Genomic DNA, 22,266 nt, shown 5'->3' on the forward strand with positions numbered 1-22,266 from the left:
CCATGGCCGACGACAAGAAGAAGGCCGACGACACGGCCGTGGAGTCGACGGAGGAGGCCCCCAAGGCCGCCAAGAAGACCCCGGCGAAGAAGGCTCCGGCCAAGGCTGCGGCGACCGAGGCCGCCGCTGCCGAGGAGAAGCCGAAGGCGACCCGCAAGCCGGCCGCCAAGAAGGCCGAGGCGGAGGCCCCCGCGGCTCCCGCCAAGGGCAGCAGCACGACCGAGGGCGCCGGCGGCACCCTGAAGGTCCACCACCTGCGTCCGGCCCCCGGCGCCAAGACCGCCAAGACCCGCGTGGGTCGTGGTGAGGCGTCGAAGGGCAAGACCGCGGGTCGCGGCACCAAGGGCACGAAGGCCCGCTACCAGGTGCCCGAGGCCTTCGAGGGCGGGCAGATGCCGATGCACATGCGTCTGCCGAAGCTCCGCGGCTTCAAGAACCCGTTCCGCGTCGAGTACCAGGTCGTGAACCTGGACAAGCTCTCGGCGCTGTACCCGCAGGGCGGCGACGTCACCGTCGCCGACCTGGTCGCCAAGGGCGCGGTCCGCAAGGGCCAGCCCGTCAAGGTGCTCGGCACCGGCGAGCTGACCGTCAAGGTCTCCGTGGCCGTCGACGCGTACTCCGCGTCCGCCAAGGAGAAGATCGAGGCGGCCGGCGGGAGCGTCGCGCAGGGCTGACGCCCCGCGCGGTCCGCACGGACCACCGACGAGCGGGCGGTCCCGGGAGAGATCCCGGGGCCGCCCGCTCTCGTGCGTCCGGGGACGGGCGCCGGGCGGCGGCGGGACGGGCCACGGCGGCCCGCCGGCGCCGGGTATCCTCGGGGGCGCTCCGCCGCGACGACGTGGCGGCGCCGGCCGGGTACGGGGCCGTCATGGGTGCCGCCACCGCACGTCCGTCCCGGTCGCATGCCGGGGTCGCTCGACGTACGGGGTAGTCTGGCGCGCGGTCTTCGCCGCAGCGCGGCGGCAACGGGTCGGCCACGCCGACCTCATCCCAGCAGGAGGACAGGTGCTCAGCGCATTCGCACGGGCGTTCCGGACGCCCGACCTGCGGCGCAAGCTGCTCTTCACCATCGGCATCATCGTGGTGTTCCGCATCGGTTCGTTCCTGCCGACGCCGGGCGTCAGCTACCCGAACGTCCAGGCGTGCATCGACCAGACGGCCGACGCGAACGACCTGCTCGGGCTGGTGAACCTCCTCAGCGGCGGCGCACTGCTGCAGCTGTCGGTGTTCTCGCTCGGGATCATGCCGTACATCACCGCGAGCATCATCATCCAGCTGCTCCGCGTCGTGATCCCCAAGTTCGAGGAGCTGCACAAGGAGGGGCAGTCGGGCACCGCGAAGCTCACGCAGTACACGCGGTACCTGACGATCGGCCTCGCCGTCCTGCAGTCCACGACGATCATCACGTTCGCCCGCAGCGGTCAGCTGTTCGCCGGGTGCACCGTCGACGTCATCCCCGACGACTCGTGGGTGACCCTGCTCATCATGGTCATCGCCATGACGGCCGGTACGGGCCTGGTCATGTGGCTGGGCGAGCTCATCACCGAGCGCGGCGTCGGCAACGGCATGTCGCTGCTGATCTTCGTCTCGATCGCCGCGAGCTTCCCCGGCGCCATGTGGTCGATCGCGGGCGGTGCCGGCGGCATCGGCAAGTTCATCGTGGTGATGGCGATCATCGTGCTCGTCATCGGCCTCGTGGTCTTCGTCGAGCAGTCGCAGCGCCGCATCCCGGTGCAGTACGCCAAGCGCATGGTCGGCCGCCGCATGTACGGCGGCTCGAGCACCTACATCCCGATCAAGATCAACATGGCCGGCATCATCCCGGTGATCTTCGCGTCGTCGCTGCTCGCCATCCCCGCGCTCATCGCGCAGTTCGGCGACCCGACGGCCGGCTGGGTGCAGTGGATCAGCCGCTACCTGGCGGACCCCGAGGCACCGCTGCACATCGGGATCTACATCGTCCTGATCATCTTCTTCTGCTACTTCTACACGGCGATCACGTTCAACCCGGACGAGGTCGCGGACAACATGAAGAAGTACGGCGGCTTCATCCCCGGCATCCGCGCCGGGCGTCCCACCGCCGAGTACCTCGACTACGTCATCACGCGCATCACCGCACCGGGCTCGATCTACCTGGCGCTCGTCGCGCTCATCCCGACGATCGCCTTCATCGTCCTCGACGTCGGCTCGAACATCCCGTTCGGCGGCGCCTCGATCCTCATCGTGGTCGGCGTCGGCCTCGAGACGGTCAAGCAGATCGAGTCCCAGCTGCAGCAGCGTCACTACGAAGGGTTCCTCCGTTGAGCGCACGCATCGTCCTGCTCGGCCCGCCCGGAGCGGGCAAGGGCACCCAGGCCGCCCGGCTGGCCGAGAGCCTCGGCGTCCCGGCCATCTCCACCGGTGACATCTTCCGCGCCAACATCAAGAACGGCACCGAGCTGGGCCGCAAGGTCCAGGAGATCACCGCCACCGGCGCGCTCGTGCCGGACGAGCTGACGAACGAGCTCGTCCGGGACCGGCTCGCGCAGGACGACGCGGTGGACGGCTTCCTGCTGGACGGCTACCCGCGGAACGTGGCGCAGGTCGCGGCGCTCGACGAGATGCTCGCGGCGACCGGCACGGCGGTCGAGGCGGCGGTCGAGCTGACCGTCGACCCGCAGGTCGTGGTGGACCGGCTCACGAAGCGCGCGACGATCGAGGGTCGCGTGGACGACACCGAGGACGTGATCCGTCACCGCCTCGACGTCTACGCCGAGCAGACGGCCCCGATCTCGCAGGTGTACGGCGCCCGTGGGCTGCTCGTGCAGGTCGACGGCCTCGGGGACGTCGACGAGGTCACCCAGCGGCTCCTGGACGCCCTGCAGGGCGTCCGCTCCGCCTGACGCGGTGGCCGTGTTCGGCCGGGACCGGATCGAGTACAAGACGCCCGAGCAGGTCGCCGTGATGCGGCGGGCCGGGCTGGTCGTCGCGGACGCCCTCGGGGCCGTCCGTGCCCGCATCACGGCCGGCGTCACGACCGCCGACCTGGACGCCGTGGCCGAGGAGGTCATCCTCGGCGCCGGGGCGACGCCGTCGTTCCTGGGCTACCACGGGTACCCGGCGACGCTGTGCGTCTCGGTGAACGAGGAGATCGTCCACGGGATCCCCGGCGGCCGCGTGCTGCAGCCCGGCGACGTGGTGTCCGTGGACTGCGGCGCGATCGTCGACGGCTGGCACGGCGACTCCGCCTTCTCCGCCGTCGTCGGCGACGGGCACGCGCTCGACCAGGAGCTCGTGACGACGACCGAGGACGCGCTGTGGGCCGGCATCGCGGCGCTGGCGCGCGCGGACCGGCTGGGCGCCGTGGGGGAGGCCGTCGAGGAGGTCGTCGAGGCCGCGGCCGCCGCCGGCCGCAACGGCGGGGTGGCGTACGGCATCGTCGAGGACTACGTCGGCCACGGCATCGGGACCGCGATGCACCAGCCCCCGGACGTACCGAACTACCGGACGCGGGACCGCGGGGCGAAGGTGCGCCCGGGTCTGTGCGTCGCCGTCGAGCCGATGCTGGTGCGCGGCGCCGAGGCGAACCGCACGCTGGCGGACGACTGGACCGTCGTCACCGAGGACGGGTCGCGCGCGGCCCACTGGGAGCACACGGTCGCCGTGCTCGAGGACGGGATCGTCGTCCTGACCGCGCCGGACGGCGGTGCCGAGCGGCTGGGCGCGCTGGGCGTGCAGGTCGCGGCGCTGCCCTGACGTCGTGCGCGTCACGCCACCCGCACCCGGGAGGCGTCCCCGACGTGCGCCGGATGGCGTATAGTTGCCGGTTGGTTGTGTGCGCCGTCCGGACGGACGGGTCGCCCGCGCCGTCCACACTCTCGGCGAGAGGCCCGGCAGGTCCGGGGCTCCGACGGCGCGTGGGAACAGCACGACACGAACGACAGTTAGCGGAGGACATGGCCAAGAAGGACGGCGTCATCGAGATCGAGGGCAGCGTGATCGAGGCGCTCCCCAACGCGATGTTCCGCGTGGAGCTCGCGAACGGCCACAAGGTGCTCGCGCACATCTCGGGCAAGATGCGGCAGCACTACATCCGCATCCTCCCCGAGGACCGGGTGGTCGTCGAGCTCAGCCCGTACGACCTGTCCCGCGGGCGCATCGTCTACCGCTACAAGTAACCCACCCCATCGACACGCCGTCGGCCGGGCTCGTCCGGGCCGGTGCACGGCGGCGGAGGAACACGCGATGAAGGTCAAGCCGAGCGTCAAGAAGATCTGCGACAAGTGCAAGGTGATCCGCCGGCACGGTCGCGTCCAGGTGATCTGCGAGAACCTGCGCCACAAGCAGCGCCAGGGCTGAGCAGCCACCCTCGGGCCCGCTAGGGCCAGCAAGCGCATCGCCACTCCGTGCACCGGGCCAGCGGCCCACGCACGGCGAACCCCCGGCTCGGAGGCCGGGGCCCGCGGACAGCGGGAGGACGGTGCGGCAGACCTCCGACGCAGTACAGGAGCCACCAGGCACATGGCACGTCTCATCGGTGTCGACCTCCCCCGCGAGAAGCGGGTCGAGATCGCGCTCACCTACATCTTCGGGGTCGGCCGCACGCGTGCGCAGCAGACCCTCGCCGCCACCGGCATCAGCCCCGACGCCCGGGTCCGCGACCTGGGCGACGCCGAGCTCGTCGCGCTCCGCGACTACCTCGAGGGCAACTTCAAGCTCGAGGGTGACCTGCGCCGCGAGGTCGCCGCCGACATCCGCCGCAAGGTGGAGATCGGCAGCTACGAGGGCCTGCGTCACCGCCGCGGCCTCCCGGTGCGCGGGCAGCGCACCAAGACCAACGCGCGCACCCGCAAGGGCCCGAAGCGCACCGTCGCCGGCAAGAAGAAGGCCGGGCGCAAGTAAGGCGCCGGCTGGTCGCGCACCGTCGCTGACCGCCCCGCCGTCGGCCCACCGACCCGCAGACCTCGAGAGAAGAAGAGATGCCTCCCAAGTCCCGCACCGCCGTGCGCAAGCCGCGCCGCAAGGAGAAGAAGAACGTCTCCCACGGCCAGGCGCACATCAAGAGCACGTTCAACAACACGATCGTCTCCATCACGGACCCGTCGGGTGCCGTGATCGCGTGGGCGTCGTCCGGCCAGGTGGGCTTCAAGGGCTCGCGGAAGTCGACGCCGTTCGCCGCGCAGCTCGCCGCCGAGGCCGCCGCCCGCCGCGCGCAGGAGCACGGCATGCGCAAGGTCGACGTGTTCGTCAAGGGCCCGGGTTCGGGCCGTGAGACCGCGATCCGCTCGCTGCAGGCGACCGGTCTCGAGGTCGGCTCGATCCAGGACGTGACGCCGCAGGCCCACAACGGCTGCCGTCCGCCCAAGCGTCGCCGCGTCTGACCCGTCGACGGCCGGGACGGTGCCCTCAGCGCCCGTCCCGGCCCTCGCGCGTCCGCGCCGCCGTCGTCACGCAGCACGCGTGAGGGCGACCGTGCGAGGACGCACGGCACGACCGGACCACGATCGTCGCCGAGACGTGCGGACCGAGCCACGTCCCGGCCAAGCAGTACCTGCGGAGCGTCATATGGCGGACGCCCGCGGAGAGGAACCCCACCGTGCTCATCGCACAGCGTCCCACCCTGACCGAAGAGGTCATCTCGGAGCACCGCTCGCGGTTCTCCATCGAGCCGCTCGAGCCCGGCTTCGGCTACACCCTCGGCAACTCCCTGCGCCGCACCCTGCTGTCGTCCATCCCGGGCGCCGCCGTCACCTCCATCCGGATCGACGGCGTGCTGCACGAGTTCTCGACGGTCCCGGGTGTCAAGGAGGACGTCACCGAGATCATCCTCAACATCAAGAACCTCGTCGTCTCCTCGGAGAACGACGAGCCCGTCGTGATGTACCTGCGCAAGCAGGGTGCCGGTGAGGTCACCGCCGCCGACATCGTGCCCCCGGCCGGTGTCGAGGTGCACAACCCCGACCTGCACCTCGCCACGCTCAACGACAAGGGCAAGCTCGAGATCGAGCTGACGGTCGAGCGCGGCCGCGGCTACGTGTCGGCGAACCAGAACAAGTCGCTGGACGCCGAGATCGGCCGCATCCCGGTCGACTCGATCTACTCGCCCGTGCTCAAGGTGACCTACAAGGTCGAGGCGACGCGTGTCGAGCAGCGGACGGACTTCGACAAGCTCATCGTCGACGTCGAGACCAAGCCGGCGATCAGCCCGCGGGACGCGCTCGCGTCGGCCGGCAAGACGCTGGTCGAGCTGTTCGGCCTCGCGCGTGAGCTGAACGTCGAGGCCGAGGGCATCGAGATCGGCCCGTCGCCGACGGACGCCGCGCTCGCGGCGGACCTGGCGCTGCCGATCGAGGACCTGCAGCTGACGATCCGCTCGTACAACTGCCTCAAGCGCGAGGGCATCCACACCGTGGGTGAGCTCGTGGCGCGGTCGGAGGCCGACCTGCTCGACATCCGCAACTTCGGTGCGAAGTCCATCACCGAGGTCAAGGAGAAGCTGGCCGAGCTGGGCCTCACGCTCAAGGACAGCCCGCTGGACTTCGACCCGACCGCGTCGGGCGCCTACTACGGGGACGACGAGACCGACTTCGTCGAGGACGAGCAGTACTGACGACCCGTCGGCCCGGGCCCACGGTCCGGCGTCGCCCCTTTCTGATCCCAAGGAGTAGAGACCATGCCCACGCCCACCAAGGGTCCCCGGCTCGGTGGCAGCCCGGCGCACGAGCGGATGATCCTCGCGAACCTCGCGACGGCGCTGTTCGAGCACAAGCGCATCACGACGACCGAGGCGAAGGCCAAGCGCCTGCGCCCGCTCGCGGAGCGGCTCATCACGTTCGCGAAGCGCGGCGACCTGCACGCGCGCCGTCGCGTGCTGACGGTCGTCCGTGACAAGGGTGTCGTGCACACGCTGTTCACGGAGATCGCGCCCGTCGTGGCCGACCGCCAGGGTGGCTACACGCGCATCACGAAGATCGGCCCCCGCAAGGGCGACAACGCGCCGATGGCCGTGATCGAGCTCGTGCTCGAGCCGCTCTCGCCGAAGCAGGCCGTCGTCAAGGAGGCCACGCAGGCCGCCAAGAAGGCGGCCCCGGCCGCCGAGGCCCCCGCCGAGGAGCCGACGACGGACGCGGCCGCCACGGACGAGGCGCCCGCCGACGCCCCGGCCGACGAGGAGACGCAGGCCGACAAGGCCTGACCTCCCGGTAGCACCGCAGGGCCCGGACACCGCACGGTGTCCGGGCCCTCGTGCGTCCGGGCCCGTGGGTCCGGGCGCTCCGGCGTGCGCGGCCGCCGTCGCGGACCCTGGGTACGGTCGGGGCATGAGCCCGCGTCCGACCCCCGTGGTGCTGGTGCACGGTCTGCGCGCCTCGCGGACGATGTGGCGTGCGCAGGTCGCCGCGCTCGAGGCGGCCGGGCGGACGGCGCTCGCCGTCGACCTGCCCGGGCACGGCCGGCGCCTGGGGGAGCGCTTCACGTTCGAGGGCGCTGTCGACGCGGTCCGGGAGGGCGTCGACGCGGTGGGCGGGCGAGCGGCGGTCGTGGGGCTCTCGCTCGGCGGCTACACCGCCGTCGCGCACGCGGCGCGGCACCCCGAGCAGGTCGCCGGGCTCGTGGCGGCCGCCTGCTGCACGCGGCCGCACCGCCTGGTGCTGCGCGCGTGGGGGCTCGCGGCGTCGGGCTTCGCGCGGCTGCCGGACCGCGGCGCGGCGATCAACCAGCTCCTCGTCGACCGGACGATGCCGCCGCAGGCGGCGGCCGACGTGGGTGCCGGCGGGTTCGCGCTCGAGGTCGTCGAGGACACGCTGCGCGAGATGGCCGCCTCCGACCCCGTGGCCGACCTCGCCCGCGTCAGCGCCCCCGTGTGGCTCGTCAACGGCCGCTGGGACCACTTCCGCGGCGAGGAGGCGCGGTTCCTCGCGGCCTGCCGCGACGGGCGCCTCGTCGTCGTCCCGCGGGCCACCCACCTCGTCAGCCTGGTGCAGCCCGTGCGGTTCACGCGCGTGCTGCTCGAGGCGCTCGACGAGGTGGACGCGCGCGAGGCGGCCCGCTCGGTGGGTGCGACGGACGCCTGAGGACGGCGCTCGTCGGTCCTCCGGGCTGGGCCCGGGGGACGGGTGCGGGTGGCCGCTCGGGGCACCCCGCGACGTCAGGGCGTGCGGCCCGTCTGCCGGACGGCGACGGCGTCCGCACGGTGCGCCTGCGCGAGCGTCTCCCCGCGGGCGGGCGTCGCGGCGGCGGGGACGCGACGGGCGGCGCGCAGCGGGGCGACCACCGCGTCCGCGTCGAGGTCGCGCAGCAGCGGGTCCGCCGTCCGGCGCGCGAGCGCGATGTTCCACAGCGGCGGGCCGACGAGGACGACGACGAGACCGGCGGGGTCGTGCACCGCGTAGAGCGTGGCGTCGGCGGTCTCCACCACGGCGCGCACGGCCTGGGCACCCGTCGTGTCGACGAGCGCGAGCGTCGTCGCGACCGCGCGGGCGGCGGCCACGACATCGGCCGGGGCGTCCCCGTCCGCGAGGACGACCCGGTCCACCGGGTCGAGCGCGATGGCGTGCACGACGTCCCCGACGGCCTGCAGCAGGCGGTCGAGGACGTCGTGGAGCTGGTCGGGCACGCTCGCGCCGAGGCTCAGAGCTCGAGCTGGTCCTCGAGCGCCTTGAGCGCGCGGCGGGCGAGAGCCAGGTTGGACCGCCTGCGGTCGAGGACGAGGTAGGAGAAGACCCCGGCGAGGTCGGGCCGCGAGGAGAGCCGGATCAGGTGGTACTGGCCGGACAGCGTGATGAGGATGTCCTCGATCTGCTCGCGCAGCCCCAGGCTCTCTATCGCGCGCAGCTCGGCCCGGACGACCTCGGTGTTGACCGCGGCGGCGAGCTCGAGGTCGAACGGCACGACGTTGCGGGTCGCGAGCGCCATGCCGCTGCCGAGGTCGACGAGGGCGATGGCGAGGGCGCCGTCGAGCTCCAGGACCTGCTGGAGGGCGGCGTCGGGTGCGGCAATGGTGGTGGCCCCTTCTGTGGAGGTGGCGTCGGGGTGTGCCCCGGTGGTGGACGCGTTCCCAGCCGCGGCGTCGGTCCTCGTGTGCGGGGGCGCGAGGGCTGGCAACACCGGGCACGGACCGGATCGCACGGGTTGTCCGCATCCGCGCCGGGTTCGTCCCGGGCCGTCCGATCGCCTTTCACCCGCCGGGCGCGGGGCGTCGCCCGATCGCGCCGGCCGCGACGCCCGAGGTCACGCGCGTGCCTCACGACGGTGCGACCGGGACGTGAGCCGGCGTGCGGCCCCGCCGTCCCGGCGACCGGGTCAGCCCGCCAGTGCCCAGGCGCGCACGCCGCCGACGATGCCCGCCTGGTTGGGCACGACGACCACGTCGTCCCCGAGCCGCTCGAGCGTCGTGGCGGTGATGGCGCGCGAGTTGCCGCCGCCGAGGTACAGGCGGTCCCAGTGGAAGACGGGACGGAACCCCTCCACGACCCGTCGCACGCGCCGGGACCAGAGGGCGTCGCCCAGCCGCGCGCGCTCGGGCTGCCCGATGTACGCGTCGTAGGTCGTGCCCCACCGCACGGGGGCGTGCGAGAGCTCGAGGTGCGGGGCCAGCCGGCCGCCGTCGAACAGCGCCGAGCCGAGCCCGGTGCCCAGGGTGAGGACCAGCTCGAGCCCGGTCCCCGAGACGACGCCCGCGCCGTGCACCTCCGCGTCGTTCAGCACGAGCGTGGGCACGCCGAGCCGTGCCTCGAGCAGGGCGCGCACGTCGCACCCGTGCCACGCGGCGACGAGCTCGGGCAGCACGGCGGTGCGCGGCCCCGCGCGCGTGACGTAGTGCGGGGTCGCCACGACCACGCCGTGGCGGATCATCCCGGGCACGCCGACGGTCGCCCGGCCGGCGGGCGGCAGGTCCGCCGCGATCGCCGCGATCGTGTCGGCCAGCCGCTCGGGGGGCAGGGGGTACGGCGTCGGCACCCGCACGGGCGGCACGTGCAGGGTCCCCGCGGAGTCGAGCACGGACGCCTTGATGCCGCCACCGCCGCAGTCGACGGCGAGCGTCCAGGGGTCGGTCGGGGACGGCACGGCGACCACGGTAGCGCCGCGGCTAGCGTGGCCCCGTGCGCAGCGAGGACGAGGCCCGGACCGACGACGTGGCCGTGGGGACGCCGCCGGGTGCCGTCCGCCTGCGGCTCGACCTCGCCTACGACGGCACGGGCTTCTCGGGGTGGGCGCGGCAGCCGGCGCTGCGGACGGTGCAGGGGACGCTCGAGGACGCCCTGGCCACGGTGCTGCGCACGAGCCCCCGGGGCGAGCCGGCGCCGCGCGTGACGGTGGCGGGCCGTACCGACGCCGGCGTGCACGCCCGCGGCCAGGTGGCGCACGTCGACGTCGCCCCGGACGCGCTCGCGGCGGCCCGCGGACGCTCGGATCGCGACGCGCTCGACGTCCTCACGACACGGCTGGGGGGCGTGCTGCCCGCGGACCTCGTGGTGCACCGCGTCACGCGCGCGCCCGACGGGTTCGACGCGCGCTTCGCGGCCCTGCGGCGGCGCTACGCGTACCGGGTCGTCGACGACCCGGCGGCGCGCGACCCGCTGCGGCGGGCGTGGGTGCTCTGGCACCGGCACCGCCTGGACGTCGACGCGATGGACGCCGCGGCGCGCCGGCTCGTGGGGCGGCACGACTTCGCGGCGTACTGCAAGCCGCGCCCCGACGCGACCACCATCCGCACGCTGGAGGAGTTCACCTGGTCCCGGCCGGCGGACGGGCCGGACGCGGGGCTGGTCGTGGCGCACGTGCAGGCCGACGCGTTCTGCCACTCGATGGTGCGGGCGCTCGTGGGCGCGAGCCTGGCGGTGGGGGAGCGGCGGCGCCCGGTGGACTGGCCGCACGCGCTGCTGGTCGGCCGGCGGCGCGAGGGCGGCGCGACCGTGGTCGCGGCGCACGGGCTCACGCTCGAGGAGGTGGCCTACCCGCCGGACGAGGAGCTCGCGGCGCGCGCCGAGCGCACGCGCGCCCGGCGCGGTGCCCACGAGGTCGAGGGGGCGTCCGCGCCGGGCGCCGGGTGCTGCGGGTGACGCGGACGGCGTGCCGTCCGCGGACCGGGGTCAGGCGAAGTCGTCGGGGGAGCGCTCGTCGTCGCCCGTGACCTCGTCGTCGTCGGCCAGGCCCGGCGCGTCCGGGTAGGCCTCCTCGTAGTCCTCCTCGAGGACGTGCACCGCGGCCTCCTCGGCGGTCGCGGCGCCGCCGGCGATCCCGGCGTCGACGGCGAACTCGCTCGTCCCGCCGGCGTCCACCGCGCCGTCGTCCTCGACCAGACGGCCGGCGCGCAGCTCGTCGCGGTCCGGCGGCGGCGGCGTCTCGGTCTGGTCCCACACCTCGGGCTCCTCCTGGGCGACGCGCTGGTCGAGCGTCTCGCCGCGCGACTCCTCCCAGTGCGTCTCCCCGAAGCGGGTCGACGCGGGCCGGTCGCGCTCCGGCGGGACGATCGCCTCGTCGAGGGGGTCGCCCGTCCGGCGGTCGGACATCGAGTCCTCGCCGGTGATCTGGTTGCTGTCGCCCTCGGCGCCGAGGGCGGGGTCGGTCCGGGTGGCCGGGGTGTCCTCGCTCATGGCACGACCCAAGCACCGCGGGGCGGGGCTCGCCACAGCAGCGGCGGACCGCCCGGCGCACGTGCGCCACGGGCGTAATCGGCTGGGCCCCGCCCGCGGCTGCGGTCACACTGCCCGCATGGGTCACCTCGAGGTCGCGGGCGTCGGCTGGGCGCTCCCCGACGGCCGGCCGCTGCTCGACGACGTGTCCTTCCGCGTCGGGGAGGGGCAGCGGATGGCCCTCGTCGGGCCCAACGGGGTCGGCAAGTCCACGCTGCTGCGGGTCGTGACGGGGGACGCGGAGCCGCACGCCGGCACCGTGGTGCGCAGCGGCGGGCTCGGTGTGATGCGGCAGGAGGTCGGGCGCATCGAGGACGACCGCAGCGTGCGCGACCTGCTCGCGTCCCTCGCGCCGCCGGCGGTGCGCGACGCCGCGGCCGAGCTCACCGCGGCCGAGCTGCTCATGATGGAGCGCGACGACGAGCCGACCCAGCTGCGCTACGCGCAGGCGCTCGCGGACTGGGCGGACGTCGGCGGCTACGACGCGGAGGCCGGCTGGGACGTGGTCACCGACGCGGTGCTGTCGCTGCCGTTCGAGCGCGCCCAGCACCGGGACGTGCGCACGCTCTCGGGCGGGGAGCAGAAGCGCCTGGTGCTCGAGGCGCTGCTGCGCGGCCCGGACGAGGTGCTCGTGCTCGACGAGCCGGACAACGCGCTCGACGTGCCCGCCAAGCGGTGGCTCGAGGACCGGCTGCGCGAGAGCGGGAAGACGGTGCTCCTGGTGAGCCACGACCGCGAGACGCTGACGCGGGTGGCGACGCACGTCGCGACGCTCGAGCCGACGGCCGTGGGCGCGCGGGCGTGGGTGCACGGCGGCGGCTTCGCGACGTACGCGCAGGCCCGCGCGGACCGTCGCGCGCGCCTGGAGGAGCTGGCGCGCCGCTGGGACGAGGAGCACGCGAAGTTGCGCGAGCTCGTCGTGACGCTCAAGCAGAAGGCGGCGTTCAACGACGGCCTGGCGTCCCGGTACCAGGCCGCGCAGACGCGGCTGCGCAAGTTCGAGCAGGCGGGGCCGCCGGTGGTGGTGGCGCGGGACGAGCGGGTGCGGGTGCGGCTGACCGGCGGACGGACCGCCAAGCGCGCGGTGGTGGCGCAGGACCTGGGACTGACGGGCCTCATGCGGCCGTTCGACCTGGAGGTCTGGTACGGCGAGCGGGTGGCCGTGCTCGGGTCCAACGGCTCGGGCAAGTCGCACTTCCTGCGGCTGCTCGCGGCCGGTGGGACGGACCCGGCGCCCGAGCACGCGCCGGCCGGCGACCTGCACCCGGAGCCGGTGGCGCACACCGGGTCGGTGGTGCTGGGCTCGCGGGTGCGCCCCGGCTGGTTCGCGCAGAACCACGCGCACCCGGAGCTCGACGGCCGGACCCTGCTCGACGTGCTGCACCGCGGGGACGGCCACCGCGCGGGGCTCGGGCGGGAGGCCGCGAGCCGCGCCCTGGACCGGTACGGCCTGGTCGCGGCGGCGGAGCAGCGGTACGAGACGCTCTCGGGCGGGCAGCAGGCGCGCCTGCAGATCCTCCTGCTGGAGCTGGCGGGCGCGACGCTCCTGCTGCTGGACGAGCCGACGGACAACCTCGACCTGCCGTCGGCCGAGGCGCTGGAGGCCGGCCTCGCGGCGTTCGAGGGGACGGTGCTGGCGGTGACGCACGACCGCTGGTTCACGCGTACGTTCGACCGGTTCCTCGTGTTCGGGGCGGACGGCGAGGTCGTGGAGACGCCCGAGCCGGTGTGGGACGTCGGACGGGTCGCGCGCACGCGCTGACGGGGGTCTGCGGTCCGCCGACGCCCCTGCCACGTCGGCTTTTGCCCTCCGTGGCCCCTGCCGGTACTCTTGTGGTTCGTTGTGCGTCCCCTGTCGCGCACCGGTGGCTTCTCACCACTGCGTGCCGATGGCCGTCCTGGTGCGATCCCACTCGCCGGGGCGGGATGCTCCGACAGCCATCCTCGGCCGGTCGCCTCCGCGCGCCCGGCCATGACACGCAACACGAGACAGAGGCCCACACCCGTGCGCACGTACACCCCGAAGCCCGGCGACGTCGAGCGGAACTGGTACGTCATCGACGCGTCCGACGTCGTCCTCGGCCGCCTGGCCAGCCACGTGGCCACGCTGCTGCGCGGCAAGCACAAGCCGACGTTCGCGCCCCACGTCGACGGCGGCGACTTCGTCATCGTCGTCAACGCCGAGAAGGTCGCCCTGACCGGCAACAAGCGCGAGACGAAGCTCGCCTACCGCCACTCCGGCTACCCGGGCGGCCTCCGCGCCACCCGGTACGCGGACCTGCTCGAGAAGCACCCCGAGCGTGCGATCGAGAAGGCCGTCCGCGGCATGCTCCCGCGGACGACCCTCGGTCGTCAGCAGCTGAGCAAGCTGAAGGTCTACGCAGGTCCGGAGCACCCGCACGCAGCCCAGCAGCCGAAGCCGTTCGAGCTGACCCAGGTGGCGCAGTAAGCCCCCGGCTGCTGCGGCAGTGACGAACACAGAACGCGAGGACACCGTGGCTCAGACCACCGTCGAGAACGACTACGAGGGCGACGAGACGCCCACCAGCTACACCTCCGAGTCCGCGGCCCCCGTCGGCCGTGGCCAGTCCCTCACGGCACCGGGCCAGGCGCTCGGCCGCCGCAAGGAGGCCGTCGCCCGCGTCCGCCTGGTGCCCGGCACCGGCCAGTGGACGATCAACGGCCGCGCGCTGGAGGACTACTTCCCGAACAAGGTCCACCAGCAGCTGGTCGGCTCCCCGCTGAAGGCGGTCGACGTCGAGGGTCGCTTCGACGTCGTCGCGCGCATCACCGGCGGCGGCGTGTCCGGCCAGGCCGGTGCGCTGCGCCTGGGCATCGCCCGTGCGCTGAACGCGATCGACGCGGAGCACAACCGCCCGGCGCTCAAGAAGGCCGGCTTCCTCACGCGTGACGCCCGCGTGGTGGAGCGCAAGAAGGCCGGTCTGAAGAAGGCCCGCAAGGCGCCGCAGTACTCGAAGCGCTGACGCAGCGCTCGCTGCCGATGGCCCCGGGGGTCACCCGACCCGCGGGGCCATCGGCGTGTCCGGGGACGGTCGCGACCGCACCGCGCCCCCGGCGGCACGCCGTCGCGTGACGGGCAGGGACGAGGACGCCCGCCGTACCGTGGGTGCGGCAGCCGGGCGGGATGAGGGAGTGGTGTGATGGGTCGACTGTTCGGCACGGACGGGGTCCGAGGGCTGGCGAACCGGGACGTGACGGCCGAGCTCGCGCTCGACGTGTCCGTCGCCGCCGCCCACGTGCTCGCGAGCCGCGGCGCGTTCGAGGGGCACCGCCCCCGCGCCGTGGTGGGCCGCGACCCCCGGGCGTCGGGCGAGTTCCTGTCCGCCGCGGTCGCCGCCGGGCTGGCGTCCGCCGGGGTCGACGTCGACCTCGTGGGCGTGCTCCCGACGCCGGCGGTCGCGTACCTGACGGGCGCGCGGGAGGTCGACCTCGGGGTGGTGCTCTCCGCATCGCACAACCCCATGCCGGACAACGGCATCAAGTTCCTGGCCCGGGGCGGCCACAAGCTCGAGGACGACGTCGAGCTGGCCATCGAGGCGCGGCTCGGCGAGGACTGGGAGCGTCCCGTCGGCGCCGACGTCGGCCGCATCCGGGTGGACATCGGCCTGGCCGGCCAGCAGTACGTCGAGCACCTCGTCTCGACCGTCGGCACGCGCCTGGACGGCCTGCGGATCGTCGTGGACTGCGCGAACGGGGCCGCGAGCGAGGTCGGTCCCGCCGCCCTGCGCGAGGCGGGCGCCGACGTCGTGGTCATCAACGCCTCGCCCGACGGCCGCAACATCAACGAGGACGCGGGCTCGACGCACCCGGAGCCGCTGCAGGCCGCGGTCGTGGCGGCGCACGCCGACCTCGGCGTCGCGTTCGACGGCGACGCCGACCGCTGCCTCGCGGTCGACGGCGCGGGTCGGCTGGTGGACGGCGACCAGATCATGGGCGTCCTGGCGATCGCCCTGCGCGACCGCGGCGCGCTGCCGCACGACACCCTCGTGACCACCGTCATGAGCAACCTCGGCCTGCGGCTCGCGATGCAGGCCGCGGGGATCGCCACGGTCGAGACGGCCGTCGGCGACCGGTACGTGCTCGAGGCGATGCGCGCCGGCGGGTACGGGCTGGGCGGCGAGCAGTCCGGTCACATCATCCTCGCGGCGCACGCGACGACGGGTGACGGGGTCCTCACGGCGCTGCACCTGGCCGCGCGGGTCGCCGAGACCGGGCGGACGCTGCAGGAGCTCGCGTCCGTCGTGGGCCGGCTGCCGCAGACGCTCGTCAACGTCGGGGGCGTCGACCGCGCGCGCACCGACGACGGGGTGCTGCAGGACGCGATCGCGGCCGCGGAGAAGGCGCTGGGGGAGACCGGGCGGGTGCTGCTGCGTCCCTCGGGCACGGAGCCGCTCGTGCGCGTCATGGTCGAGGCGGCGACCCAGGACGAGGCGGACCGGGTCGCGCACGAGCTGGCCGACGTCGTCCGCGACCGCCTGGCGCTGTGAGCACCGTGACCGACCGGGACGCCGCCGACGCGCGCGACGGTGCGCTGCGCGCGCTCGTCGCCCAGGTGCTCGACCGGGCGCGCGCCGCGGGGCCGGACGCGGTCGCGCCGATCGTGCAGGCCGGCCACCCGGCGCTGCGCACGCCGGCGGTCCGGTACGACGGCCAGCTGTCGGCCACCGACCTCGCCGACCTGCTCGCCCTGATGCACCGCACGATGCGGGCGGCACCCGGCGTCGGGCTGGCGGCGCCCCAGATCGGGCTCCCGCTCGCGATCGCCGTCGTCGAGGACCCCGGGGTCGACGACCCGGACGTGGCGCGCGTGCGCGAGCGCACGCCCGTGCCGTTCCGCGTCCTGGTCAACCCCGCCTACGAGGCCGTGGACGACGAGCGGGTCGCGTTCTACGAGGGGTGCCTGTCGGTCGAGGGGTACGTCGCGGTCGTCGCCCGTCCCCGCCGCGTGCGGCTCACCTGCACCGACGAGCGGGGCCGCGCGGTGGACGAGGTGCTCACCGGGTGGCCCGCCCGGATCGTCCAGCACGAGACCGACCACCTGCTCGGCACGCTGTACCTCGACCGTGCCGAGACGCGCTCGTTGGCGGCGGCCGACGCGCTGGGCGCACACTGGGCGTCGGAGCCGACGCCCCGGGAGGCGGCCCGCACGCTCGGGTTCGCGCTGCCCGTCGACGCCGGCTGACACCCGGGCACCCGCCCGGCCCCGGGAGGTGACGCGTGCGACCGTTCCTGTTCCTCGGTGTGCGCCCGGAGGACGCCGCCGCCGACGACGAGTACGCCGCCATGCTGCGGTGCACGGGGCTGACGGAGGCGACGCTGCGGCGCGTGCGCCTCGAGGCGGGGCCCCTGCCGCCGGTCGACCTGTCGGCCTGGTCGGGCGTCGTGCTCGGCGGCGGACCGTTCTGCGTGAGCGACCCGGAGGAGGGCAAGTCCGCGGTGCAGCGGCGCGTCGAGGCCGACCTCGCACGCCTGCTCGACGCGGTCGTCCCGGCCGACGTGCCGTTCTTCGGGGCCTGCTACGGCATCGGGACGCTGGGCCGGCACCAGGGCGGTCTCGTCGACCGGACCTACCCGGAACCGGTGGGGGCGGTGACGGTCGAGCTCACGCCGGCCGGCCGCGCGGACCCCGTGCTCGGCGCCGCCCCGCCGAGCTTCCAGGCCTTCGCCGGCCACAAGGAGGGCCTCACGGTGCCCCCGGCGCACGCGGTCGTCCTCGCCTCGTCGGCGGGCGCGCCGGTGCAGGCGTTCCGGGTCGGGCGGAACGTGTACGCGACGCAGTTCCACCCCGAGCTCGACGTGGCCGGCCTGACGACGCGCATCGAGGCCTACCGGTTCGACGGGTACTTCCCCCCGGAGGAGGCGGACGCCGTGCTCGCCGCCGCCCGGTCCAGCGACGTGCGCGTGCCCGGGGTGCTGCGGGCCTTCGTGGAGCGGTACGCGCGTCGGGGCGTCCACCCGCAGACCGAGACGGTGCCACCCGGGCTTCACCCGTGGACGGACATCGGGACGGCTCAGGGCTGAATAGGGGGGAAACCCCATGTCCACGGCCCGGCGCGGGCTTTAGCGTGGGGCGTGCCGACCTCGCCGGGGGGCGGGGACGAGGGGAGCGCGGACGTGGAGCAGTGGACGCTGGAGATGGCCGGCTCACCCTGGGTGTACGCGGTGCTGTACGTGTTCGCGACGGTCGACGGGTTCTTCCCCCCGGTGCCCAGCGAGTCGGTCGTGATCGCGCTGACCTCGCTGTCTGTCTCGACGGGGGCCCCGCTGCTGTGGCCCGTCGTGCTCGTCGCGGCGCTCGGGGCGTTCACCGGCGACCAGATCGCGTACCAGATCGGGCGCAGGGTCCGCATCCGTGAGCTCCGCTGGTTCCGGGGGCGCCGGGGCCAGGCCGTGCTGGACTGGGCGGAGCGGGCGCTCGCGACGCGGGGCGCCGCGTTCATCATCGCGGCCCGCTACATCCCCGTGGGACGTGTGGCGGTCAACATGACGGCCGGCGCGCTCGGCTTCCGGCGCCGCCGCTTCGTGCTGCTCACGGGCATCGCCGCGGTGACGTGGGCGCTGTACTCGACCGCGATCGGCGTGGGGGCGGGGCACGTGCTGGGACACGACAACCCGGTGCTCGGCGTCGTCGTGGGTGTCGTCGGCGGCATGGTGATCGGCCTCGTCGTCGACTGGGTGCTGCGCCGGGTGACCGGGCTGTACGCCCACCACGCCGGACGGGAGCAGGGGCCGCCGGAGGCCGCGGGGGGACACCGCGCGGACGACGAGGAGGAGGACGTCCGGGTCACCCCGGTCGTCGACAGCACCGCCGCCTGACACGCCGCGCCGGGGTCCGCCGGACCGCCCGGAGCCGCGCGGGCAACCACTCGCGCGCGTGTCGAGGTCACGATGACATGACGATCCGGCACCCGTGACAACGATCCGGTCTCGACCGGCAGGGGGACGTCCGGGCCGTCCTACGCTCGTGCGCGGGACGACTGCGGTGTCGTGCCTCCCCGCCCTCGCGAGGCCCCCGGACGACGGGGGTCCGTCGCCGTGCGCGGGGACGGGTCGGCACGAGGCGGGCGGATGCGCAGGGGGCAGGGGGCAGGGGCGGCGGCGCTCGCCGTCGCCGTCGTGCTGACGGCCGCCGGGTGCTCCGCCGGGTCCGGCGCCGACGGCGGGACGGCCTCGGCACGGGTGCCTGCCGCGGTGCCCACCCGGGCGAGCTGTCTCGTGCCCGAGGTGCTGCACGCGCTCGCGCTCGACCCCGCACCGTCGCGTGCGACGACGTCCGCGGAGCCGTCCGCTCCCGTGGAGCGCGGCGGGCCGCCCGACGACTTCGTCGCCGACACCGTCCTCGTGTGCGGCCGGGGCGAGCCCCTGCGCGACAGCGCGGGCACCTGGCACTCGGTGACGTCGACCCGTCTCGAGGGTGACCTCACGCAGGTGCTCCGCCTGCTCGACGAGCGGCGCACGACCGGTACGTGCGAGGAGGGCCCGGCGCCCCAGGTGTGGCTCGTCGACGCCCTCGACGGTGCCGTGCTGCTCCCCGAGGACACCGCGTGCACGGGCGCCGGGGACGCGCTGACGGCCGCCTTGGCGGAGCTCGACGTCGTCCGCACCACCGAGGAGCCCGTCGAGCTCGCGGTGCCGACCGCGGACGGCACGCCCGGCGCCGGGGGGCCGGGCGCCCCGACCCCGCGCCCCTGAGCGGGTTCTCTCAGAGCTTGCGCAGGCGCACCCGCTGGACCGCGTGGTCGGGCCCCTTGGTGAGCACGAGGGTGGCGCGGGACCGGGTCGGCACGATGTTCTGCTCGAGGTTGGGGGCGTTGATGGTGTCCCAGATGCTCTCGGCCCGCGCCACCGCGTCGTCGTCCGACAGCGACGCGTACCGGTGGAAGTACGACTCGGGGCGGGCGAACGCCGTCTCGCGCAGCGAGAGGAACCGGTCGACGTACCACTGCTTCACGTCGGCCGTGCGCGCGTCGACGTAGATCGAGAAGTCGAAGAAGTCGCTGAGCGCGAGGTTCGACGTGCCCTCGAGCGTCGGGCGCGCGGGCTGCAGGACGTTCAGCCCCTCGACGATCAGGACGTCGGGCCGGCGCACCACCACCTCGGCGCCCGGGACGATGTCGTACGTCAGGTGGTCGTACACCGGCACGGCCACCTCGGGCCGTCCCGCCTTGACCTTCGAGACGAACCGCAGCAGCGCCCGCCGGTCGTACGACTCGGGGAACCCCTTGCGCTGCAGCAGCCCCCGCCGCTCGAGCTCGGCGTTGGGGTACAGGAAGCCGTCGGTCGTCACGAGCTCGACGCGGGGCGTCGCGGGCCAGCGTGCGATGAGCTCGCGCAGCAGGCGCGCGGTGGTCGACTTGCCCACCGCCACCGAGCCGGCGACCCCGATCACGAAGGGGGTGCCGCCGGCGTCCTCGCGCAGGAACGTGCTGGTCGCCCGGTTGAGGCCGCGGGTCGCCTGGATGTACAGGTCGAGCAGGCGGGACAGCGGCCGGTAGATCGCGTCCACCTCGGCGAGGTCGATGGGGTCGCCCAGCCCGCGCAGGCGGGCGACGTCGGCGTCGGTGAGGGGCAGGGGTGTCGACGCGGACAGGCGGGTCCACGCCTCGCGGTCCAGGTCGACGTACGGGGTGGCGGGCACCACGGCGGAGGACGTCGGCACCCGACGATTGTGGCGCACGCCGCGCCGCCCGCCGCACCGGGCCGTGCCCCGGGCGCCCGGGCGCCCGGGCGCTGTCGTTAGGATCGTGCCCATGTGCGGGATCGTCGGGTACGTCGGGAGCCAGCAGCCGAGCGGTCGACCCCTGGAGGTCGTCCTCGAGGGGCTGCGGCGGCTGGAGTACCGCGGGTACGACTCCGCGGGGGTCGCGCTCGTGTCGCCGGGGGCGTCCCTGGCGACCGCGAAGAAGGCCGGGAAGCTGGCCAACCTCGTGGAGGAGATCGACGCCCACCCGCTGCCGGACGCGACCGCGGCCATCGGCCACACGCGGTGGGCGACCCACGGCGGCCCGACGGACGTGAACGCCCACCCGCACGTGTCGGACGGCGTGGCGGTCATCCACAACGGCATCGTCGAGAACTTCGCGCTGCTCAAGGCGGAGCTCGAGGCGGCCGGCGTGACGTTCACGTCCGAGACCGACACGGAGGTCGTGGCGCACCTCGTCGCCCGCGAGCACGCCCGTGCCGGGGACCTCACCGTGGCGCTGCGCACGGTCGCGCAGCGCCTGCACGGCACGTTCACGCTGCTGGCGGTGCACGAGGACGACCCGACGACGGTCGTCGGCGCCCGGCACGACTCGCCCCTCGTCGTCGGCCTGGGCGAGGGCGAGAACTTCCTCGGCTCGGACGTGAGCGCCTTCATCGCCTCGACGCGCGAGGCGCTCGAGCTGGGGCAGGACCAGGTCGTGACGATCACGCCGACCACGGTCGAGGTCACCGACTTCGCGGGCGCGCCCGTGCAGGCGCGCCGGTTCACGGTCGACTGGGACGCCAAGGCCGCGGAGAAGGGCGGTTTCCGCTCCTTCATGGACAAGGAGATCCACGACCAGCCGCACGCGGTCGCGGACACCCTCCTCGGGCGCACCGACGTGTCGGGGCGGCTCGTGCTCGACGAGATGCGCATCGACGAGGCCGCGCTGCGTGCCGTGGACAAGATCGTCGTCGTCGCGTGCGGCACCGCGGCGTACGCGGGCCACGTCGCGAAGTACGCGATCGAGCACTGGTGCCGCATCCCGGTCGAGGTCGAGCTCGCGCACGAGTTCCGCTACCGCGACCCGGTGGTGAACGAGCGCACCCTCGTCGTCGCGGTGTCGCAGTCCGGCGAGACGATGGACACGCTCATGGCCGTCCGCCACGCCAAGGAGCAGGGCGCGACCACGCTCGCGATCGTCAACACGCACGGCTCGACCATCCCGCGCGAGTCCGACGCGGCGCTGTACACGCACGCGGGTCCGGAGATCGCCGTCGCCTCGACGAAGGCGTTCCTCGCGCAGATCACGGCCGCGTACCTGCTCGGCCTGTACCTCGCCCAGCTGCGCGGCAACAAGTTCGCCGACGAGATCGCGCAGGTGCTCGACGAGCTCCGCGAGATCCCGGACAAGATCCAGCAGGTGCTCGACCGCGCCGGGCGTGTGCGCGAGATCGCGCGCTGGATGGCGGACACGCAGTCCGTGCTGTTCCTCGGCCGCCACGTCGGGTACCCGGTGGCGATGGAGGGTGCGCTCAAGCTCAAGGAGCTCGCGTACATCCACGCCGAGGGCTTCGCCGCGGGCGAGCTGAAGCACGGCCCGATCGCGCTCATCGAGCCCGGGCAGCCCGTGTTCGTCGTCGTGCCGTCGCCGCGCGGCCGGGACTCGCTGCACTCGAAGGTCGTCTCCAACATCCAGGAGATCCGGGCGCGCGGCGCCCGCACGCTCGTGATCGCGGAGGAGGGCGACGAGGCGGTGCGGCCGTTCGCGGACGAGGTGTTCACCGTGCCGCAGACGTCGACGCTGCTCGCCCCGCTGCTGGCCGTCGTGCCGCTGCAGGTGTTCGCGTGCGAGCTGGCGACCGCCAAGGGCCTCGACGTGGACCAGCCGCGCAACCTGGCGAAGTCCGTCACGGTCGAGTGACGCGCCGGCGACCCGGCCTCCCGGGC

The 22,266-nt window shown here is 74.3% G+C and carries 26 protein-coding genes; 21 read left to right on the forward strand and 5 right to left on the reverse strand.

What is annotated here, in order from left to right:
* Positions 1 to 2 precede the first annotated feature (2 nt).
* The 11 genes from rplO to FB586_RS10060 all read left to right on the forward strand — a co-directional run bounded on the left by rplO (position 3) and on the right by FB586_RS10060 (position 8,051).
* Positions 3 to 674, forward strand: a complete 672-nt coding sequence (gene rplO, locus FB586_RS19420) for a 50S ribosomal protein L15 (protein ID WP_168800543.1) — start codon at positions 3 to 5, stop codon at positions 672 to 674.
* 331 nt (positions 675 to 1,005) lie between these two features.
* On the forward strand, positions 1,006 to 2,304 hold the full coding sequence (gene secY, locus FB586_RS10015; protein ID WP_136519186.1) for a preprotein translocase subunit SecY: 1,299 nt from the start codon (positions 1,006 to 1,008) through the stop codon (positions 2,302 to 2,304).
* Positions 2,301 to 2,882, forward strand: coding sequence for an adenylate kinase (locus FB586_RS10020; protein WP_136519187.1), 582 nt, complete (start codon positions 2,301 to 2,303; stop codon positions 2,880 to 2,882). The genes secY and FB586_RS10020 overlap by 4 nt, the downstream gene beginning before the upstream one ends.
* Before the next feature lie 10 nt (positions 2,883 to 2,892).
* A complete protein-coding gene (gene map, locus FB586_RS10025; protein WP_136519584.1) occupies positions 2,893 to 3,735 on the forward strand; it encodes a type I methionyl aminopeptidase in 843 nt (280 codons plus the stop codon).
* Positions 3,736 to 3,935: 200 nt separating this feature from the next.
* Entirely contained in the window at positions 3,936 to 4,157 is a 222-nt protein-coding gene (gene infA, locus FB586_RS10030) for a translation initiation factor IF-1 (RefSeq protein ID WP_012877432.1), read from the forward strand.
* Between the two features lie 67 nt (positions 4,158 to 4,224).
* Positions 4,225 to 4,338 (forward strand): 50S ribosomal protein L36, encoded by a 114-nt coding sequence (rpmJ, locus tag FB586_RS10035; RefSeq protein ID WP_013117849.1) that lies wholly within the window; start codon positions 4,225 to 4,227, stop codon positions 4,336 to 4,338.
* A 162-nt stretch (positions 4,339 to 4,500) separates the two neighbouring features.
* Entirely contained in the window at positions 4,501 to 4,881 is a 381-nt protein-coding gene (rpsM, locus tag FB586_RS10040; protein ID WP_136519188.1) for a 30S ribosomal protein S13, read from the forward strand.
* A gap of 77 nt (positions 4,882 to 4,958) precedes the next feature.
* On the forward strand, positions 4,959 to 5,360 hold the full coding sequence (gene rpsK / locus FB586_RS10045; protein WP_013117847.1) for a 30S ribosomal protein S11: 402 nt from the start codon (positions 4,959 to 4,961) through the stop codon (positions 5,358 to 5,360).
* Between the two features lie 215 nt (positions 5,361 to 5,575).
* Complete coding sequence (locus FB586_RS10050; protein WP_136519189.1) at positions 5,576 to 6,589, forward strand: DNA-directed RNA polymerase subunit alpha; 1,014 nt, start codon at positions 5,576 to 5,578, stop codon at positions 6,587 to 6,589.
* A gap of 63 nt (positions 6,590 to 6,652) precedes the next feature.
* A complete protein-coding gene (gene rplQ, locus FB586_RS10055; protein ID WP_136519190.1) occupies positions 6,653 to 7,174 on the forward strand; it encodes a 50S ribosomal protein L17 in 522 nt (173 codons plus the stop codon).
* Between the two features lie 124 nt (positions 7,175 to 7,298).
* Positions 7,299 to 8,051, forward strand: a complete 753-nt coding sequence (locus FB586_RS10060; RefSeq protein ID WP_136519191.1) for an alpha/beta fold hydrolase — start codon at positions 7,299 to 7,301, stop codon at positions 8,049 to 8,051.
* A gap of 74 nt (positions 8,052 to 8,125) precedes the next feature.
* Here the strand turns inward: FB586_RS10060 and FB586_RS10065 are convergent, their stop codons facing one another.
* The 3 genes from FB586_RS10065 to FB586_RS10075 form a co-directional block, all read right to left on the reverse strand.
* Positions 8,126 to 8,593, reverse strand: coding sequence for a hypothetical protein (locus FB586_RS10065; RefSeq protein ID WP_136519192.1), 468 nt, complete (start codon positions 8,591 to 8,593; stop codon positions 8,126 to 8,128).
* A gap of 14 nt (positions 8,594 to 8,607) precedes the next feature.
* Positions 8,608 to 9,084, reverse strand: coding sequence for a hypothetical protein (locus FB586_RS10070; RefSeq protein ID WP_246036680.1), 477 nt, complete (start codon positions 9,082 to 9,084; stop codon positions 8,608 to 8,610).
* A gap of 195 nt (positions 9,085 to 9,279) precedes the next feature.
* A complete protein-coding gene (locus tag FB586_RS10075) occupies positions 9,280 to 10,044 on the reverse strand; it encodes an ROK family protein (RefSeq protein ID WP_136519193.1) in 765 nt (254 codons plus the stop codon).
* A 35-nt stretch (positions 10,045 to 10,079) separates the two neighbouring features.
* Between FB586_RS10075 and truA the strand changes: the two genes are divergently transcribed.
* Positions 10,080 to 11,039: a tRNA pseudouridine(38-40) synthase TruA gene (gene truA / locus FB586_RS10080; RefSeq protein WP_246036681.1), complete on the forward strand. Its 960-nt coding sequence runs from the start codon at positions 10,080 to 10,082 to the stop codon at positions 11,037 to 11,039.
* Between the two features lie 30 nt (positions 11,040 to 11,069).
* Here the strand turns inward: truA and FB586_RS10085 are convergent, their stop codons facing one another.
* On the reverse strand, positions 11,070 to 11,573 hold the full coding sequence (locus tag FB586_RS10085) for a DUF5709 domain-containing protein (RefSeq protein WP_222928340.1): 504 nt from the start codon (positions 11,571 to 11,573) through the stop codon (positions 11,070 to 11,072).
* A 118-nt stretch (positions 11,574 to 11,691) separates the two neighbouring features.
* On the opposite strand from FB586_RS10085, the gene FB586_RS10090 reads away from it, so the two are divergent.
* The 8 genes from FB586_RS10090 (at position 11,692) to FB586_RS10125 (ending at position 19,325) form a co-directional block, all read left to right on the forward strand.
* A complete protein-coding gene (locus FB586_RS10090; protein ID WP_136519194.1) occupies positions 11,692 to 13,374 on the forward strand; it encodes an ABC-F family ATP-binding cassette domain-containing protein in 1,683 nt (560 codons plus the stop codon).
* Between the two features lie 243 nt (positions 13,375 to 13,617).
* A complete protein-coding gene (gene rplM, locus FB586_RS10095) occupies positions 13,618 to 14,061 on the forward strand; it encodes a 50S ribosomal protein L13 (RefSeq protein WP_136519195.1) in 444 nt (147 codons plus the stop codon).
* Positions 14,062 to 14,107: 46 nt separating this feature from the next.
* A complete protein-coding gene (gene rpsI, locus FB586_RS10100) occupies positions 14,108 to 14,596 on the forward strand; it encodes a 30S ribosomal protein S9 (RefSeq protein ID WP_136519196.1) in 489 nt (162 codons plus the stop codon).
* Positions 14,597 to 14,773: 177 nt separating this feature from the next.
* Positions 14,774 to 16,120, forward strand: coding sequence for a phosphoglucosamine mutase (glmM, locus tag FB586_RS10105; RefSeq protein WP_136519197.1), 1,347 nt, complete (start codon positions 14,774 to 14,776; stop codon positions 16,118 to 16,120).
* Positions 16,117 to 16,815 (forward strand): peptide deformylase, encoded by a 699-nt coding sequence (locus FB586_RS10110; RefSeq protein ID WP_370741062.1) that lies wholly within the window; start codon positions 16,117 to 16,119, stop codon positions 16,813 to 16,815. Before glmM ends, FB586_RS10110 begins: the two co-directional genes overlap by 4 nt.
* 35 nt (positions 16,816 to 16,850) lie before the next feature.
* Positions 16,851 to 17,654: a glutamine amidotransferase gene (locus tag FB586_RS10115; protein ID WP_136519198.1), complete on the forward strand. Its 804-nt coding sequence runs from the start codon at positions 16,851 to 16,853 to the stop codon at positions 17,652 to 17,654.
* Positions 17,655 to 17,705: 51 nt separating this feature from the next.
* Positions 17,706 to 18,449 (forward strand): DedA family protein, encoded by a 744-nt coding sequence (locus tag FB586_RS10120; protein WP_246036682.1) that lies wholly within the window; start codon positions 17,706 to 17,708, stop codon positions 18,447 to 18,449.
* Between the two features lie 252 nt (positions 18,450 to 18,701).
* On the forward strand, positions 18,702 to 19,325 hold the full coding sequence (locus FB586_RS10125; protein WP_136519199.1) for a hypothetical protein: 624 nt from the start codon (positions 18,702 to 18,704) through the stop codon (positions 19,323 to 19,325).
* Positions 19,326 to 19,335: 10 nt separating this feature from the next.
* On the opposite strand, the gene coaA is transcribed toward FB586_RS10125, so the two are convergent.
* Positions 19,336 to 20,292 carry a type I pantothenate kinase gene (gene coaA / locus FB586_RS10130; protein ID WP_136519200.1) on the reverse strand — a complete coding sequence of 319 codons (957 nt, stop codon included), beginning with the start codon at positions 20,290 to 20,292 and terminating at the stop codon, positions 19,336 to 19,338.
* A gap of 91 nt (positions 20,293 to 20,383) precedes the next feature.
* On the opposite strand from coaA, the gene glmS reads away from it, so the two are divergent.
* Positions 20,384 to 22,240, forward strand: coding sequence for a glutamine--fructose-6-phosphate transaminase (isomerizing) (glmS, locus tag FB586_RS10135; RefSeq protein WP_136519201.1), 1,857 nt, complete (start codon positions 20,384 to 20,386; stop codon positions 22,238 to 22,240).
* Positions 22,241 to 22,266 lie beyond the last annotated feature (26 nt).

This window comes from Cellulomonas telluris, from assembly GCF_004886325.1.
Lineage (GTDB): Bacteria > Actinomycetota > Actinomycetes > Actinomycetales > Cellulomonadaceae > Cellulomonas > Cellulomonas telluris.

Excerpts from the sequence above, each read along its gene's own strand:
- FB586_RS10060 (WP_136519191.1), top strand. The coding sequence starts at position 7,299 with ATGAGCCCGCGTCCGACCCCCGTGGTGCTGGTGCACGGTCTGCGCGCC.
- glmM (WP_136519197.1), top strand. The coding sequence starts at position 14,774 with ATGGGTCGACTGTTCGGCACGGACGGGGTCCGAGGGCTGGCGAACCGG.
- FB586_RS10125 (WP_136519199.1), top strand. The coding sequence starts at position 18,702 with ATGCGCAGGGGGCAGGGGGCAGGGGCGGCGGCGCTCGCCGTCGCCGTC.
- glmS (WP_136519201.1), top strand. The coding sequence starts at position 20,384 with ATGTGCGGGATCGTCGGGTACGTCGGGAGCCAGCAGCCGAGCGGTCGA.
- FB586_RS10085 (WP_222928340.1), bottom strand. The coding sequence starts at position 11,573 with ATGAGCGAGGACACCCCGGCCACCCGGACCGACCCCGCCCTCGGCGCC.
- rpmJ (WP_013117849.1), top strand. The coding sequence starts at position 4,225 with ATGAAGGTCAAGCCGAGCGTCAAGAAGATCTGCGACAAGTGCAAGGTG.
- rpsM (WP_136519188.1), top strand. The coding sequence starts at position 4,501 with ATGGCACGTCTCATCGGTGTCGACCTCCCCCGCGAGAAGCGGGTCGAG.
- infA (WP_012877432.1), top strand. The coding sequence starts at position 3,936 with ATGGCCAAGAAGGACGGCGTCATCGAGATCGAGGGCAGCGTGATCGAG.
- rpsK (WP_013117847.1), top strand. The coding sequence starts at position 4,959 with ATGCCTCCCAAGTCCCGCACCGCCGTGCGCAAGCCGCGCCGCAAGGAG.
- rplO (WP_168800543.1), top strand. The coding sequence starts at position 3 with ATGGCCGACGACAAGAAGAAGGCCGACGACACGGCCGTGGAGTCGACG.
- FB586_RS10090 (WP_136519194.1), top strand. The coding sequence starts at position 11,692 with ATGGGTCACCTCGAGGTCGCGGGCGTCGGCTGGGCGCTCCCCGACGGC.
- rplQ (WP_136519190.1), top strand. The coding sequence starts at position 6,653 with ATGCCCACGCCCACCAAGGGTCCCCGGCTCGGTGGCAGCCCGGCGCAC.